General features: G+C 65.2%; 12 protein-coding genes and 2 tRNA genes. 8 read left to right on the top strand and 6 right to left on the bottom strand.

Annotation, left to right across the window (positions count from 1 at the left end; all coding sequences use genetic code 11):
* The first annotated feature begins 12 nt into the window (after positions 1-12).
* Both AC6H42_RS23015 and AC6H42_RS23010 read left to right on the top strand, forming a co-directional pair.
* Positions 13-558: a phosphoribosyltransferase gene (locus tag AC6H42_RS23015; protein ID WP_057155938.1), complete on the top strand. Its 546-nt coding sequence runs from the start codon at positions 13-15 to the stop codon at positions 556-558.
* Positions 559-747: 189 nt separating this feature from the next.
* Positions 748-1,791, top strand: coding sequence for a hypothetical protein (locus tag AC6H42_RS23010; RefSeq protein WP_497549032.1), 1,044 nt, complete (start codon positions 748-750; stop codon positions 1,789-1,791).
* Here AC6H42_RS23010 and AC6H42_RS23005 read toward each other — a convergent pair.
* The 4 genes from AC6H42_RS23005 to AC6H42_RS22990 all read right to left on the bottom strand — a co-directional run bounded on the left by AC6H42_RS23005 (position 1,788) and on the right by AC6H42_RS22990 (position 8,030).
* Entirely contained in the window at positions 1,788-4,925 is a 3,138-nt protein-coding gene (locus AC6H42_RS23005) for an efflux RND transporter permease subunit (RefSeq protein WP_057155936.1), read from the bottom strand. The two genes, AC6H42_RS23010 and AC6H42_RS23005, sit on opposite strands and share 4 nt — an antisense overlap.
* Before the next feature lie 17 nt (positions 4,926-4,942).
* Positions 4,943-6,277: an efflux RND transporter periplasmic adaptor subunit gene (locus AC6H42_RS23000; protein WP_497549031.1), complete on the bottom strand. Its 1,335-nt coding sequence runs from the start codon at positions 6,275-6,277 to the stop codon at positions 4,943-4,945.
* A 6-nt stretch (positions 6,278-6,283) separates the two neighbouring features.
* Positions 6,284-7,534, bottom strand: coding sequence for a TolC family protein (locus AC6H42_RS22995; RefSeq protein WP_497549030.1), 1,251 nt, complete (start codon positions 7,532-7,534; stop codon positions 6,284-6,286).
* A 94-nt stretch (positions 7,535-7,628) separates the two neighbouring features.
* Positions 7,629-8,030 (bottom strand): hypothetical protein, encoded by a 402-nt coding sequence (locus tag AC6H42_RS22990; protein WP_057155933.1) that lies wholly within the window; start codon positions 8,028-8,030, stop codon positions 7,629-7,631.
* A 113-nt stretch (positions 8,031-8,143) separates the two neighbouring features.
* On the opposite strand from AC6H42_RS22990, the gene AC6H42_RS22985 reads away from it, so the two are divergent.
* Entirely contained in the window at positions 8,144-8,740 is a 597-nt protein-coding gene (locus tag AC6H42_RS22985) for a MarC family protein (RefSeq protein WP_057155932.1), read from the top strand.
* Between the two features lie 60 nt (positions 8,741-8,800).
* Here AC6H42_RS22985 and uvrB read toward each other — a convergent pair whose 3' ends face one another.
* The gene (gene uvrB, locus AC6H42_RS22980) at positions 8,801-10,873 is read right to left on the bottom strand and encodes an excinuclease ABC subunit UvrB (protein WP_497549029.1); all 2,073 of its coding nucleotides are present in this window, start codon (positions 10,871-10,873) and stop codon (positions 8,801-8,803) included.
* A gap of 110 nt (positions 10,874-10,983) precedes the next feature.
* Between uvrB and AC6H42_RS22975 the strand changes: the two genes are divergently transcribed.
* Together AC6H42_RS22975 and AC6H42_RS22970 are read left to right on the top strand one after the other, a co-directional pair.
* A complete protein-coding gene (locus tag AC6H42_RS22975) occupies positions 10,984-12,186 on the top strand; it encodes an amino acid aminotransferase (protein ID WP_497549028.1) in 1,203 nt (400 codons plus the stop codon).
* A 42-nt stretch (positions 12,187-12,228) separates the two neighbouring features.
* Positions 12,229-12,304 (top strand) — tRNA-Asn (locus tag AC6H42_RS22970).
* Between the two features lie 173 nt (positions 12,305-12,477).
* Here AC6H42_RS22970 and AC6H42_RS22965 read toward each other — a convergent pair.
* On the bottom strand, positions 12,478-12,831 hold the full coding sequence (locus AC6H42_RS22965) for a hypothetical protein (protein ID WP_497549027.1): 354 nt from the start codon (positions 12,829-12,831) through the stop codon (positions 12,478-12,480).
* A gap of 384 nt (positions 12,832-13,215) precedes the next feature.
* Here AC6H42_RS22965 and pip point away from each other — a divergent pair, with 384 nt between their 5' ends.
* From pip to AC6H42_RS22950, 3 genes are all read left to right on the top strand, one after another.
* On the top strand, positions 13,216-14,169 hold the full coding sequence (pip, locus tag AC6H42_RS22960) for a prolyl aminopeptidase (RefSeq protein WP_497549026.1): 954 nt from the start codon (positions 13,216-13,218) through the stop codon (positions 14,167-14,169).
* A gap of 91 nt (positions 14,170-14,260) precedes the next feature.
* A tRNA-Asn gene (locus AC6H42_RS22955) sits at positions 14,261-14,336 on the top strand.
* A 75-nt stretch (positions 14,337-14,411) separates the two neighbouring features.
* Positions 14,412-15,392 (top strand): GlxA family transcriptional regulator, encoded by a 981-nt coding sequence (locus AC6H42_RS22950; RefSeq protein WP_057155928.1) that lies wholly within the window; start codon positions 14,412-14,414, stop codon positions 15,390-15,392.
* The last annotated feature ends 1 nt before the right edge of the window (position 15,393 follow it).

The raw sequence follows: 15,393 nt of genomic DNA, 5'->3' as shown, positions 1-15,393 counted from the left end.
AGGATAGAACTGATGAACACCCCTCAATCCGATGACAAGCACCTGTGGGTGTCCTGGGATGAATACCACCGCCTGATCGAGCGCCTGGCGCTCAAGGTGCATGAATCGGGCTGGAAGTTCGACATGGTCCTGTGCCTGGCGCGCGGCGGCGTGCGTCCCGGCGACGTGTTCTCGCGTATTTTCGACGTGCCGCTGGCGATCCTGTCGACCAGCTCCTACCGCGCCGACAAGGGCACCGTGCAGGGCGACCTGGACATTGCCAAATACATGACGATGACCAAGGGCCCGCTGTCGGGCCGCATCCTGCTGGTGGACGACCTGGCCGATTCGGGCGTGACCCTGATCAAGGTCATGGAGCACCTGAAGCAGAACTTCGAAGGCGTGACCGAGGTGAAGTCGGCTGTGATCTGGACCAAGGGCAGCTCGGCATTCCGTCCGGACTACCAGATGGAAGAACTGCCGCACAATCCATGGATCCACCAGCCGTTCGAAGACTACGACGGCATCCGCCCGCACCAGCTGGCGGCCTGGATCAAGAAGGGCGAAGCGTCGAAGTAATCGGCGTTCCCGGTACAAAGCGGCCTGCGGGCCGCTTTTTTTTTGGTTCATCGCGGATTTCCGGGATGGTGTTTCGCCGCACGGCGCTTGCGGCGGTTTTTTTTCGCCCGTGACAATTGGGTATATTGCAGAAGGGAAATTATCCTATACTGCTCCTGACGCGGCGCTGTGCCGCCACAGGGAGAGCGCATGGACTGGATGAACGTGTGGCGGGCGGGTGCGATTGCGGGCTTGCTTGGAGCGGCCTGCAGCGCCGGGGCCGCAGGGCAGCGGCCGGCGCCGCTGCCGGATGCGGCGTCGCAGAACATGCAGACGATCGTGAACCTGGCCGTGCTGCCGATCGAGGCGCAATGGCAGGAACGCGACTATGGTGGCCTGGAGGCCAGCTTCAAGTCGCTGTGCGGCGCCAGCGAGCGCTTCTCTGACGGCCAGCCGAAAATAATGATCTACGAATCGGCGCTGAACCACTATTTCGGCGCGTGGAACGCCTGGGACGCGTATCCCAGGCAGCTTCAGGAGTGGCGCACACAGTATCCCGATTCGCTGGCGCAGGCCTTGGCGGAAACCATGTACTGGAGTGCCTACGCGTGGAAAGCGCGCGGTGGCGGTTACGCGCACAGGGTGCCGCAGGAAGCCTGGCAGCTGTTCCATGAGCGCATGGCCATGGCCAGCGCGCGGCTGGAAGAGAGCAAGGCGCTATCGAACAGTTGTCCGCTGTGGCACAGCCTGCGCATCGCCAATCTGATGGAAACGGGCGCGCCGCGCGCGGTCATCGAGGCTGCCTACAAGCAGGCCGTGGCCGCTTTCCCATTCGACCTGCAGATCCATGCGCAAATGGCGCGCGTCTACAGCCCGCGCTGGGGCGGCAGCGCGCGCGAGTTCGATGCCTTCGCGCGACGTGCCGCCGCCATCACGCGCAGTGCCGAAGGGCAGGGCATGTACGCGCGCCTGTATTGGGGCGAGGACTGCAACTGCGACTCGGCGCCGCCCTTCGCTAGCGACGGTACCGGCCCGGAATGGAAGGTGATGAAGGCCGGCTTCGAGGACTTGTTGAAGCGCTATCCGAACAGCACGTGGAACGCCAATAAATTCGCTTCCTTCGCCTGTCGCGCGAATGACAAGGAAACTTACCTGAAACTGCGCACCGCACTGCAGGGCGCAGTCTACGAAGCGCTGTGGCCCGCGTCCTACTCCATGGACGTGTGCGACAGGCGCTTTGGCAAGCCTGCCTAAGCCTCGGCGGCGGCCTTCGGCCCGCCCGCCTTGCCGCCGTGCGCGAGCCGATACAGCAGCGGCAGCACCAGCATGGTCAGCGCGGTGGAGGACAGGATGCCGCCGATGACCACCGTGGCCAGCGGCCGCTGGACCTCGGCACCGGTGCCGGTGGCCAGCGCCATCGGCACGAAGCCCAGTGCGGCCACCAGCGCCGTCATCAGCACCGGCCGCAAGCGCCCCAGTGCGCCTTCGCGCACCGCCTGGTCCAGCGTCCTGCCTTCCTCGCGCAGGCTGCGGATGAAGGAAATCAGCACCAGCCCGTTCAGCACCGCCACTCCGGACAGCGCGATGAATCCGACCGCTGCCGAAATCGACAGCGGCAGCCCGCGCATGGCCAGCGCCGCGATGCCGCCGGTGAGCGCGAATGGAATGCCGCTGAACACCAGCAGGCCGTCCTTCAGGTTGCCGAACATGGCGAACAGCAGTCCGAGCACCAGCAGCAGCGCCGCCGGCACCACCAGCTTCAGGCGCTGCACGGCCGACTGCAGCTGCTCGAACTGCCCGCCCCAGGTGATCCAGTAGGCCGGCGGCAGCTTCACCTGCTCCCGTATGGCCTGCCCGGCCTCCGCCACGAAGGAGCCGATGTCGCGCCCGCGCACGTTCGCGCTGACCACCACGCGCCGCTTGCCCTGTTCGCGGCTGACCTGGTTCGGTCCCGGCGCAATGTCGAGCGCCGCCACTTCGCCCAGCGCAATGAAACCCTTGCCCGGCAGCGCGATCGGCAGGCGCCGGATGGCATCGAGGTCGCTGCGCATCTGCTCCGGCAGCCGCACCACGATGTCGAAGCGGCGGTCGCCCTGGAACACGTCGCCGGCCTGCTGGCCGCCCACGGCCGCCGCCACCGTCTCCTGCACGTCGGCCGAGTTCAGGCCGTAGCGCGCCAGCCTGGCGCGGTCCACGGCCACCGTGAGCACAGGCAGGCCGCTGGTCTGCTCCACCTTCACTTCACTGGCGCCCGGCACCTTTTCCAGTACGGACGAAATCCGTTCCGCCGTGCCGTTCAGCACCGCCATGTCGTCGCCGAACACCTTGACCGCCACGTCGCTGCGCACGCCCGAGATCAGCTCGTTGAAGCGCAGCTGGATGGGCTGCGAGAACTCGTAGCTGTTGCCGGGCAGCTGCTCCACGCTGGCGCGGATGGCCGCCTCCAGCTGTTGGCGCGTCTTGCGCGGCTTGGGCCACTGGTGTTGCGGCTTGAACATGATGAAGCCGTCCGCGCTGTTGGGCGGCATCGGGTCGGAGGCCACCTCTGCGGTGCCGATGCGGGCGAACACGCGCTCGATCTCGGGAAACTCCTTCATCAGCTTGCGCTCCAGCTGCTGCTGCATCGTCACCGACTGGGTCAGGCTGGTGCCGGGGATGCGCAGCGTCTGCAGCGCGATGTCGCCTTCGTCCAGGCTGGGCACGAACTCGCTGCCCATGCGCGTGGCCAGCAGCGCGGACAGCAGCACCGCCACCGCCGCGAAGGCCAGCACCACCGGCTTGTTGGCCATGGCCCGGTCCAGCGCCGGCGCGTACCAGCGCGAGGCCGCGCGCATCACCGCGTTCTCCTTCTCGCTGACGCGCTCGCCGATGAACAGCGCCACGGCGGCCGGCACAAAGGTCATCGACAGCACCATGGCGCCGAACAGCGCGATCACCACGGTGAGCGCCATCGGGTGGAACATGCGTCCCTCCACGCCGCTGAAGGCGAAGATGGGCAGGTACACGGCCATGATGATGAGCTGCCCGAACAGCAGCGGGCGGCGTGACTCGCGCGCGGCGGCGAACACTTCGTCCATCCGCTCGCTGCGCGTGAGCGGGCGGCCCAGCGCGGCCTGCGCGTGTGCCAGCCGCCGCACGCAGTTCTCCACGATGACCACCGCGCCGTCGACGATGATGCCGAAGTCGAGCGCCCCAAGGCTGAGCAGGTTGGCGCTCACCTTGTACGACACCATGCCGGTGAAGGTGAACAGCATCGACAGCGGAATCACCATGGCGGTGATCAGCGCGGCGCGCAGGTTGCCGAGGAAGGCGAACAGCACCGCGATCACCAGCACCGCCCCTTCCAGCAGGTTGGTGCGCACGGTGGCGATGGCCTTGTCGACCAGGGTGGTGCGGTCGTACACGGTGACCGCGTGCACGCCCGGCGGCAGGCTGCGGTTGATCTGCTCCATGCGCTGGTCCACCGCGCGCGACACGGTGCGGCTGTTCTGGCCGATCAGCATGAACACGGTGCCGAGCACCACTTCGCGGCCGTTCTCGGTGGCGGCGCCGGTGCGCAGTTCGCGCCCTTCGAGCACCTCGCCGATGTCGCGCACGCGCACCGGTATGCCGTCGGCGGTGGTGAGCACGACGTTGGCGATGTCGTCCATGGTGGCCAGCTGGCCGGGCGCGCGCACCAGCAGCTGCTCGCCGTTGCGCTCGATATAGCCGGCGCCGCTGTTGCCGTTGTTGCGCTCCAGCGCGCCCACCAGGTCGCGCACGGTCAGGCCGTAGGACGCCAGCTTGTCCGGGTGCGGCGCCACCTGGTATTCGCGGGCGTAGCCGCCGATCGAATTGATTTCGGTCACGCCCGGCACGGTGCGCAGTTGCGGCTTGATGATCCAGTCCTGGATGTCGCGCAGGTCGGTCGGCGTGTACGGCGTGCCGTCCGGCTTCTTGGCGCCTTCCTTGGTTTCCACCGTCCACAGGTAGATTTCGCCCAGGCCGGTGGAGATGGGACCGAGGGCAGGGTAGACGTCCTTCGGCAGCCGTCCGCGCGCTTCCTGCAGGCGTTCGCTCACCAGCTGGCGCGCGAAGTAGATGTCGGTGCCGTCCTTGAAGGTGACGGTGATCTGCGACAGGCCGTAGCGCGACAGGGAGCGGGTCTGGTCCAGCTGCGGCAGCCCGGCCATGGCCGTTTCCAGCGGCAGCGAGATGCGCTGCTCGGTTTCCAGCGGCGAGTAGCCGGGCGCCGCCGTGTTGATCTGCACTTGTACATTGGTGATGTCCGGCACCGCGTCGACAGGCAGGCGCTGGTAGTTGTAGACCCCCAGGGCGGCCATGCCCAGCACCAGCAGCATGACCAGCCAGCGCTGCGCGATCGAGGCGCGTATCAATCGTTCAAACATGATGGTCGGCCCTCGCGTCAGTGGGCGTGTTCGTTGCCGGACTTGCCCAGTTCGGCCTTGATGGCGAAGCTGCCGTCCGCCGCGTAGCGCGCGCCCGGCGCCAGGCCGGACAGCACTTCCACCAGCTTGCCGTCGCTGCGCCCGAGTGCCACGGCGCGCGCCGTGAAGCCGGTTGGCGTGCGCACGAAGACGGTGGATTTGCCTTCCAGCGTCTGCACCGCGCTGCTTTGCACCGCCACCGCCGCCGTGACCGCGTTGGCCGCGTCGGCGGCGGGCGGGAACACGCGCACGTTGACGAACAGGCCTGGACGCCAGGCCGTGCCTGGATTCTTGAGCCGGATGCGGGCGGTGGCCGCGCGCGTCTGCTCACCCAGCAGCGCACCCACATAGGCCACCGTGCCCATGGCGCTGGCGCCGGAAGACACCGACTGCACGGAGGCCTGCTGGCCGACGCGCACCGCGTCCAGGTGGGGCGCAGTGACGGCGAACTCGGCCCACACGCTCGACAGGTCGGACAGCGTGAAGATGTTGGCGTCTTCCTTGACCGCTTCACCGGCGGCGATGTGCTTCTCAAGCACCGTGCCGTCGAACGGCGCGCGCACTTCGTAGCGGTTCAGGGGACCGGACGCGGACTGCACGGTGGCCGAGGAGGCGGCGCCCAGCGCTTCCAGTTTTTGCTGCGCGTTGCGCACGGCGATGCCGGCCTCGTTGGCTTGCTGTTGCGCCTGCAGGTAGTCCTGTTCGGCCGAGATGCGCTCTTCCCACAACTTGCGCTCGCGCGCCAGCAGCGTTTGCGCCAGCGACAGCCGCTGGCGGGCGGACAGCAGTTCGCTGCGCAGTTCGGACAGTTCGCGGCTGGACAGCACGGCCAGCACTTGCCCCTTTTTGACCTGCTGTCCCAGTTCGGCGTTCACTGTTTCCACCATGCCCGCCAGGCGCGGCACCACGTGCGCAGTGCGGTCGCCGTCGTAGCGGATTTCTCCCGACAGGGCGATGGCCGGTTCAATCGGCGCCGGTCCCGCCACCGCCAGCGTGATGCCGGCGGTCTTGATCTGTGCGTCGCTGAATGCTGCCTGCGGCGCCTCGTCCGCATGGTCCGCGCGCCCGGCAGTGTCCCCGTCTTCCGCATGCGCGGCCTGGCCCGGCTTGCCGCCGGCGGCGCCGCCCTTGGCGTCCGCTTCGGCGGGCCCGTGCTTGTCGCTGTGTTCTTCGCCGTGTTCCTCTTTGCCGCCTTGCGCCGTTTCCTGCGTGCCAGCCCTCTGCGCGCCCGGCAGCACGATGGCGGCCGCGAGCACCGCGCCCGACAGCACGATGGCTGCGATGGCGATGGTTTGTTTTCTAGTCAGTTTCATGATGGTTCAGTGTTGGTTGTACGGCGTGCCGTGGCCGAGGATGCGTTCGATGGCGGCAGCAGCGCGGTGTCCGTCCGACAGCGTCGTCAGATACTGCGCGCGCGCCTGCAGCAGCGTGCGCTGCGCGTCGAGCACGTCGATAAAATTGTGTTTGCCGAATTCGAAACCCTTGCGGGCCGCTTCGCTCGCTTGCTGCGCTCCCGGCAGGATTTCGCCGCGCAGCAGCGCCAGTGCCTGGCGTGCCGCGCGCAGCTCCTGCACCGCTTGCGCCAGTTCGGATTCCAGCCTGACGGCGGCGGCGGCCAGTTCGGCGCCGGCCTTGTCAGCCTGCCTCTGCGCCGCCAGGACGTTGCCCTGGTTGCGGTCGAACAGGGGCAGGGGCAGCGACAATCCCAGCACGGTCTGGCTGCGCGACGGGTCCGCCATGCGCTTGCTGCCGACGCTGAGCGTCAGGTCCGGTGCGCGGTTGGCCAGTTCAAGCTGCGACACCGCCTTGCGGCGCTCCAGCTCCAGCCGGGCCGGCATCAGCGCCGGCGACTGCGCGCGCCAGCTTTCCATGGCCGACGCCGACGGCGGCTCCGGCAGCAAGCCGATATCGCCTTCCACACGCTCAGCGCGCTCAGCGCCGCGCGAACCGCTGGCGCCAGGCTGCTGCCAGTGCGCGGCAAGCCGCTGGCGCGCAGAGGCCAGCGCCGCCGTCGCATTGGACTGCTCCAGCTGCACATTGGCTTCCGCCAGCCGCGCCTTGGTTTCATCGACCGGCGACACTTTGCCGGCGGCGACGCGCTTGTTGGCGGCCTCGGTCGCGCGCCGCGCCAGTTCGCTGCCATCTTGCGCCAGGCGCAGGCGTTCCTGTGCCACCAGCACGTCGTAAAAGGCAGTCACCACGCTTGCGTGCAGTTCCATGCGCTGCGCTTCCAGCGCCGCGCCGGCGGCGTCGCGTCCGCGTTCGGCGGCGGCCAAGCGCGCCGAACGCTTGCCGCCGAGTTCCAGCTGCTGGCTGAGCTGCCAGGTTTTTTCGCCGTCGGATTCGCCGCCTCCGCTGCGGCCCACGCGTTCAAACGACAGCGTGGGATTGGGGCGGGCGGCCGCCTGTATCACCAGGCCCTCCTGTGCCTCGGCTTCGTAGCGGGCCGCCGCCAGCACGGGATTGGCTTGCGCGGCCAGCGCCAGGGCGGCGCGCAAGGTGAGGGCCGGCCGCTGCTCCGGCTCCGCTTGTTGTGCGGCCGCATGCATGGGCGCGACAAGCGCTGCCATGGCTAGCGGCCAAAGGAATTTGACCATCGAATTCTCCAGTATCGGGAAAAGAAATTCGACGGGACTTCAGTAAGTTGGAAAGAGTCCCGCCGCGCTAGGCAGCGGGATGCCAATCGGGCTTTTTCGGCCCGTCGGCGATGTGGGATGTGAAGCGGAGATCGGACGAGGGCGGATAGCCGGCGCTGGCCGTATCCGGCGGCGTGGCCATGCCTGCCAGGATGGAAGCCTGTACTGCGTGGTGGCACACGGCGCAATCGGCGTGCACTTTGGCGTTGCCGGGCGGCTTGCCGCTATGCCCGCCGCCATCGGCGGCCCCATCGCCGTCGCCGCTGGCGTCGTCGCCGTCGTGCGCGCCGGCTTGCGCGTTGTGCTGGTGCGCGTGGTGGCCGAAATGCTGGCTTTGTTCCTGTTCATGCCCGCAATAGGCCGCTGCCGCAGACCAGGCATACTGGAGCGGCAGAACGGCAAGCAGCAGAATCAGGAACAATTTACGCATGGCCTAATTCTAGCAGCATTATCGAGCGGCATTCGCGGCCAAGGCCTTGCCGTGTAGTAAACTCCGGCCTGGCGCGCCGCACGGACCGGCCTGCCCATACCCGAAAGCCCTTAATGACCCAGAATTTTTTCCAGACTTTCATCCTGCTATTGCTGGTGACTGACCCCTTCGGCAACGTCCCGTTGTTCGCCACTGCGCTTGGCCCGGTGCCGCCCGCGCGCCGGCCGCGCATCGTGGTCCGCGAATGCATGATCGCCTTCGTGGTGCTGTTGGTCTTCATGTTCTTCGGCCGCCACTTCCTGGTGGCGCTGCAGCTGTCCGAAGCGTCGCTGCGCATCGCCGGCAGCGTGATCCTGCTGCTGATCGCCATCCGCATGATCTTCCCGCACCCGGATGGGGTGCTGGGCCGGAATGAGGGCGGCGAGCCATTCATCGTGCCGCTCGCGATCCCCGCGCTGGCCGGCCCTTCGGCGCTGGCCACGGTGCTGCTGTTCTCGCGCGAGAGCACCGGCGAAGTGCTGATCCACGTGGCCGCGCTGGCCGCCGTGGTGGTGGTGTGGCTGGCGGTGTTCCTGGGCGCCGAGCGCCTGCAGAAGGTGCTCGGCCCGCAGGTGATGACGGCCTTCGAACGCCTCATGGGCCTGATCCTGGCTGCCATGTCGATCGAGATGCTGCTGGGCGGCATCCGGGAATTCGTCAAGACGCTGTAAGCAAAAAGGCCGATCGCGGATCGGCCTTTTTTGACTGGCGGAGTTGATCGGATGAGTTGATTAGCTGATCACGTCCGCCCCTGGCGCGCCGAACAGCTGCTGCTTGAGCACATGCAACTGGTCGCGCACCTGCGCGGCCTTTTCGAACTCCAGGTTCTTGGCGTGGTCCAGCATGGCCTTCTCCAGGCGCTTGATCTCCTTGCTGATCTGCTTCTCGCTCATGGATTCGTACTTGGCCGCCTCCTGCGCCACTTCCAGCTGCTCGCGCGCGTCCTGCGGGCTGTAAACGCCGTCGATCATGTCCTTGATCACCTTGTGCACGCCGCGCGGCACGATGCCGTTGGCCGCGTTGAAGGCGATCTGCTTGGCGCGCCGGCGCTCGGTCTCGCCGATGGCGCGCTCCATCGAATCGGTCATGCGGTCCGCGTACAGCAGCGCCACGCCGTTCAGATTGCGCGCCGCGCGGCCTATGGTCTGGATCAGCGAACGCTCGGAGCGCAGGAAGCCTTCCTTGTCCGCGTCCAGGATCGCCACCAGTGACACTTCCGGCAAGTCCAGGCCTTCGCGCAGCAGGTTGATCCCCACCAGCACGTCGAAGGTGCCGATGCGCAGGTCGCGCAGGATCTCCACCCGTTCCACCGTTTCGATATCGCTGTGCAGATAGCGCACCTTGATGCCGTGGTCGCCCAGATATTCGGTGAGCTGCTCGGACATGCGCTTGGTCAGCGTGGTCACCAGTACCCGCTCGTTCTTGGCGATGCGGTCCTGGATCTCGGACATCAGATCGTCCACCTGGGTGCGGGCAGGGCGCACGATGACCAGCGGGTCCACCAGGCCGGTGGGACGCACCACCTGTTCCACCACCTGGTCGGCGCGTTTGTTCTCGTAGTCCGCCGGAGTGGCCGACACGAACACGGTTTGCCGCATCTTCGCTTCGAACTCCTCGAACTTGAGTGGGCGGTTGTCCAGCGCCGAGGGCAGGCGGAAGCCGTAGTCCACCAAATTGGTCTTGCGCGAACGGTCGCCGTTGTACATGGCCGACAGCTGGCCGATCAGCACGTGCGACTCGTCCAGGAACATCAGCGCGTCCGGCGGCAGGTAGTCCACCAAGGTCGGCGGCGGTTCGCCGGCCTTGGCGCCGCTCAGGTGGCGCGAGTAGTTCTCGATGCCCTTGGTGAAGCCGATTTCGGCCATCATCTCCAGGTCGAAGCGGGTGCGCTGTTCCAGGCGCTGCTCTTCAATCAGCTTGGTCTCCTTGCGGAAGAACTCCAGCCGTTCGCGCAGTTCATCCTTGATGGTCTCGATGGCGCGCAGCACGGTGGAGCGCGGCGTCACGTAATGCGAACCCGGGTAGACGGTGAAGCGCGGGATCTTCTGCTTGACGCGGCCGGTCAGCGGATCGAACAGCTGGATCGATTCCAGCTCGTCGTCGAACATCTCCAGGCGCACCGCCAGTTCGGCGTGTTCGGCCGGGAAGATGTCGATGGTGTCGCCGCGCACGCGGAAGGTGCCGCGCCCGAAGTCCACTTCGTTGCGGGTGTACTGCATCTGGATCAGGCGCGCGATGATGTCGCGCTGGGCCACGCGGTCCTTCTGGCGCAGCGTCAGGATCATCTGGTGGTACTCGTTCGGATTACCGATACCGTAGATGGCCGACACGGTGGCCACGATCACCACGTCGCGCCGCTCCATCAGCGACTTGGTGCAGGACAGGCGCATCTGCTCGATGTGCTCATTGATGGACGAGTCCTTTTCAATGAACAGGTCGCGCTGCGGCACGTACGCTTCCGGCTGGTAGTAATCGTAGTAGGACACGAAGTATTCGACCGCGTTCTCCGGGAAGAACTCGCGGAACTCGCTGTAGAGCTGCGCGGCCAGCGTCTTGTTGGGCGCGAACACGATGGCGGGACGGCCCATGCGGGCGATCACGTTGGCCATGGTGTAGGTCTTGCCCGAACCGGTCACGCCGAGCAGCGTCTGGAAGAACAAGCCGTCGCTGATGCCCTCGCACAAACCGTCGATCGCGGTTGGCTGGTCGCCTGCCGGAGGGAAGGGCTGGTGCAGCTTGAAGGGCGAATCCGGGAAGGTGACGACGGTGGGTGCTGCAGAATTATTAGGTTGCGAATCAGCCATGAGGTCAGACCTTTGATAGAATATGCGATTGTTGGCGCTTAAAACCGGATTTTGTTCGGGCGCTGACACGTATCCGCTGCGAACCGCTTCTAATCGAATCCAATCTTATCATGACGAACCCTTCCGTTTTCAGCGCCATCGAGATGGCCCCGCGCGACCCGATCCTCGGCATTACCGAGGCCTTCAATGCCGACACCAACCCGGCCAAGATCAATCTTGGCGTAGGCGTCTATTATGACAACAATGGCAAGGTTCCGCTGCTGTCGTGCGTGCAGAAGGCGGAAGCGGCGCTGATCGCCCAGCCCACCCCGCGCACTTATCTGCCGATCGAAGGCCTGGCCGCTTACGACAAGGCAGTGCAAGAGCTGGTATTTGGCGCCGACAGCGCCGTAATTCAAGAGAAACGTGCTGTGACCGTGCAGGCCATCGGCGGCACCGGCGCGCTGAAAATCGGCGCCGACTTCCTGCAGCGCTTCGCCCCCGGTGCGCAGGTCTACATCAGCGATCCGAGCTGGGAAAACCACCGCGCCCTGTTTGAGAGCGCCGGCTTCAAGGTCAACAACTACACCTACTATGACGCGGGCACCCACGGCGTGAACTTCGCCGGCATGCTGGCCGACATCAAGGCCATGCCCGCCGGCTCCATCGTGCTGCTGCACGCCTGCTGCCACAACCCGACCGGCGCCGACCTGACCTCGGCCCAGTGGGACGAGATTATCGCCGTCGTGGCCGCCAACGGCCTGGTGCCGTTCCTGGACATGGCCTACCAGGGCTTCGGCTCCGGCATCGCCGAAGACGGCGCCGTGGTGCGCCGCTTTGCAGCCACCGGCGGCCCGCTGCTGGTGTCGAACTCGTTCTCCAAGTCGTTCTCGCTGTACGGTGAGCGCGTGGGCGCACTGAGCGTGGTGGCCGCATCGGCCGACGAAGCCGCGCGCCTGATGTCGCAGCTCAAGCGCGTGGTGCGCACCAACTACTCCAACCCGCCGGTCCACGGCGGCAAGGTGGTGGCCACCGTGCTGACCACGCCGGAACTGCGCCAGCTGTGGGAAGACGAGCTGGCCGCCATGCGTGTGCGCATCAAGGAAATGCGTGATGCTTTCGTCAAGAAGCTGAAGGAAAAAGCGCCGGCGCACGACTTCGAATTCGTGCGCGAGCAGGTGGGCATGTTCTCCTACTCGGGCCTGACCAAGGCGCAAGTGGACGCGCTGCGCGCCGAATCGATCTACGCCGTGGACACCGGCCGCATCTGCGTGGCCGCGCTGAACTCGACCAATATCGACAAGGTGGTTGACGCCATCGCCAAAGTCCTCTAAAATCTTGTTTCTTCGAGCTAAGCGAAAGCTTGGTTCGATTGATCCCTGATAGCTCAGTCGGTAGAGCGACGGACTGTTAATCCGCAGGTCCCTGGTTCGAGTCCAGGTCGGGGAGCCAGAACACAGAAAAGCCCAGCCTTAACCGGTTGGGCTTTTTGCGTTTTAGGACCAGTTTATTGGGCCGCTGGGAACGCGTTGGAGCGTTGCCATTTCTCCATGTCGATGGGTAAGCCGAAATGTACGAACGGCAGCTCCCGGCCGACTTCGGCCATCAGCATGTCTGGCGAGCAGCTACTTCCCCTGCAGAGCACCCGAAATTTTCTTCCCGTCCGCGTAGCCCCAGATTTCCCCAAAAACAGACGTGGCTTCCTTGCTTTGATTGAGCTCCACGGTGCCGGACGCCCAAAAGGCATGCAGCGCCGCAGCCAAACCTGTTGTTCCTTCAGTACGGATGGTGGCTCGTGCCTTGTCAGTGCACACTTCCAACAGCAGTCGGTCTAGCAACTTCCCCACGCGGCGGTAAATCAGTTCCTTGGACTGCTCCGGCACCCTAAGCTCCGGTGGCATCGATGGATGGTAAGAAGCGGCGACCCAAGTCACTAGAGCGGTATCGAAGCGTTCCGCCGGACTAGCGTTGCTGACCATACACTCCATTAGTTCCTTGGAAGATGTTCCCGCGACAGCCGTACTCATCGTAGAGCAAGCAACACAAGCCAACAACGCAAGTATGCCAACGCGCGCAAATTTAGTAGCTGGACTGCCTGAAGTCATGCAAACTCTCTTTCATTTTATTGGGCACGCGAGAATTGGGGCCGCTTGCTGCCCACTGATGCGAGTGTGTCGCCGAAGATCCGCATTTTGCCGAACCCGGCCGTCGGCACTCAGGATAGCATTGTGCCCAGATAAAAAATGCACGCATTATCACGGACAGGATCCTAACGGCCCTCTGTTTGGCTACCTGATGGAAGGCCGGGTACGAAGCAGGGCGAAGTAAGTGTGATTTCGGCAACGTCTTAAACGGTCAAACTGATGCCTTTTTTTCCTCCGCTCGCACCGTACCGCCACGGCATGCTGCCGGTCGACGCGCTGCACGCCATTTACTGGGAAGAATCCGGCAATCCGAACGGCGCGCCGGTGCTGGTGCTGCATGGCGGGCCGGGCGCCGGGAGTTCGCCTGTCTGGAGGCAGTTGTTTGACCCGGATCATTACCGCATCGTGCAGTTCGACCAGCGCGGCGCGGGCAACTCGACGCCGCCAGGCGAATGGCGCGCCAATACCACGCCGCTGCTGGTGGCCGATATCGAAGCGCTGCGCGCGCTGCTCGGCATTGAGCAATGGCTGCTGTTTGGCGGCTCATGGGGCGCCACCCTGACGCTGGCCTATGGCCAGGCGCATCCGGCAAGCTGCCTGGGCTTCATCCTGCGCAGCCCCTTCCTGTGCACGCGCGAGGAGATTGCGTGGTTTTTCGAGGGGGCGCGGCTGTTCCATCCCGAACTGTACGCGGAGCTGGCTGGTCCTATTCCGGCTGAAGAGCGGGGAGATTTGCTGGGCGCTTACGCGCGCCGGTTGCTGTGCGAAGACGAGGCGACGTATCTCCCCGCAGCGCAGCGCTGGTGCCGGTTTGAGATGGCACGCGCTTCGCTGCGCGGCGGCGCAGCCTCAGGTTTGCCGCAATCGGACGCGCTGGCCGTCAATTTGGCGCGCCTGGAGGTCCACTACTTCCGCAACCGCGGCTTTTTTGAGGATGGCCAGTTGCTGCGGAATATGCACCGCATCGCCCACCTGCCTGCCATGGTGATTCAGGGACGGCACGATACGCTTAGCGTGCCGCTGACGGCCTTTCGGGTGGCCGGCACGTGGCCGGGCGCTGCGTTGCGCATCATTGAAGACGGCTGTCACACCGCCTTCGAGCCCGGCATGCAGGAGGTGTTGCTGCAGGCAGCCGAGCTGTTCAGGCGGCACGGACACTTCCGCGCTACGTGAGATTCCACTCGCTTGATCCGTTTCCCGTCAACGCGACTTGCCGAACGGCACTTGTGAGATCCGTTCGGCCCGTATATAATCTTTCTTCTAATCCCTGATAGCTCAGTCGGTAGAGCGACGGACTGTTAATCCGCAGGTCCCTGGTTCGAGTCCAGGTCGGGGAGCCAAAATACATAAAAAAGCCCAGCCTTCACCGGTTGGGCTTTTTTGCATTATGCTCATCATTGAAAGGTGAGTATCCGATGAAATTGACTTTGGTTGTACTGGATGGCGTGCAGGCGCTTGACGTGGCAGGTCCGCTGGATGTGTTCGCGGAGGCTAACCGCCTGCTGCCGGAGAAGGACCACTATCACACCACGATGGTGGGCGGCCGCCCGGATAGCGTGATGTGCTCGAGCGGGATGGAATTCAAAGTCCATTGCGACTACTCCAATTTCCACACTGAGAGCGATTTGCTGCTGGTTGCGGGCGGCCCCCGGTATCCGGAATACCAGCCGGAGCCGGCCTTCCTGGCCTGGCTGAACGACCGGGCGCTCGCCGCCGGCCGCTTCGGCGCCGTGTGCAACGGCGTCTTTCTGCTGGCGCATGCCGGCTTGCTCGCCGGCCGGGAAATCACCACGCACTGGGACCACGCCGAACGGCTATCCATGCAATTCCCGGACGCCAACGTGCGGCCCGATAAAATCTTCGTCCGCGACGGCAATTTGTTCACCTGCGGCGGCGTGACCGCCGGCATCGACCTGTGCCTGGCGCTGATTGCCGAGGACTGGGGACACGAGCTGGCGATGAAGGTGGCCAAGCGCCTCATCGTCTACATACGCCGGGATGGCGGCCAGTCGCAATACAGCCCCTATCTCGCAGTAGGGGCGGACGAGGACTCGCTGGTGTCGAAAGTGCTGCGCTATGTAACCGACCACATCGGCGATGCGCTGACCATCGAGGACATTGCCGATGCGGTCGGCGTGAGCCGCCGCACGTTCTCGCGCGCCTTCGCCAAGCACGCCCACGTTACGCCGTCCGTGTTTGTGGACCAGGTGCGCATCGACTTCGCCCGCAAGCTGCTGGAAGAGACGGACGTGCCGCTGAAAACAGTGGCGTTCCGTTGCGGCTTTAATAACGCGACGCAGATGCGCATGAGCTTTTCACGCCAGATGGGCACCACGCCCAAGCTGTACCGCGAGCGTTTTCGCGCTGCCGACGAGGGCCAGGTAGCAGCCCGATAGC

This window comes from Massilia sp. NBRC 108631 (assembly GCF_059704565.1).
Note: the sequence above shows the minus strand (reverse complement) of the source record. Positions and strands in the feature narration are given on the sequence as shown.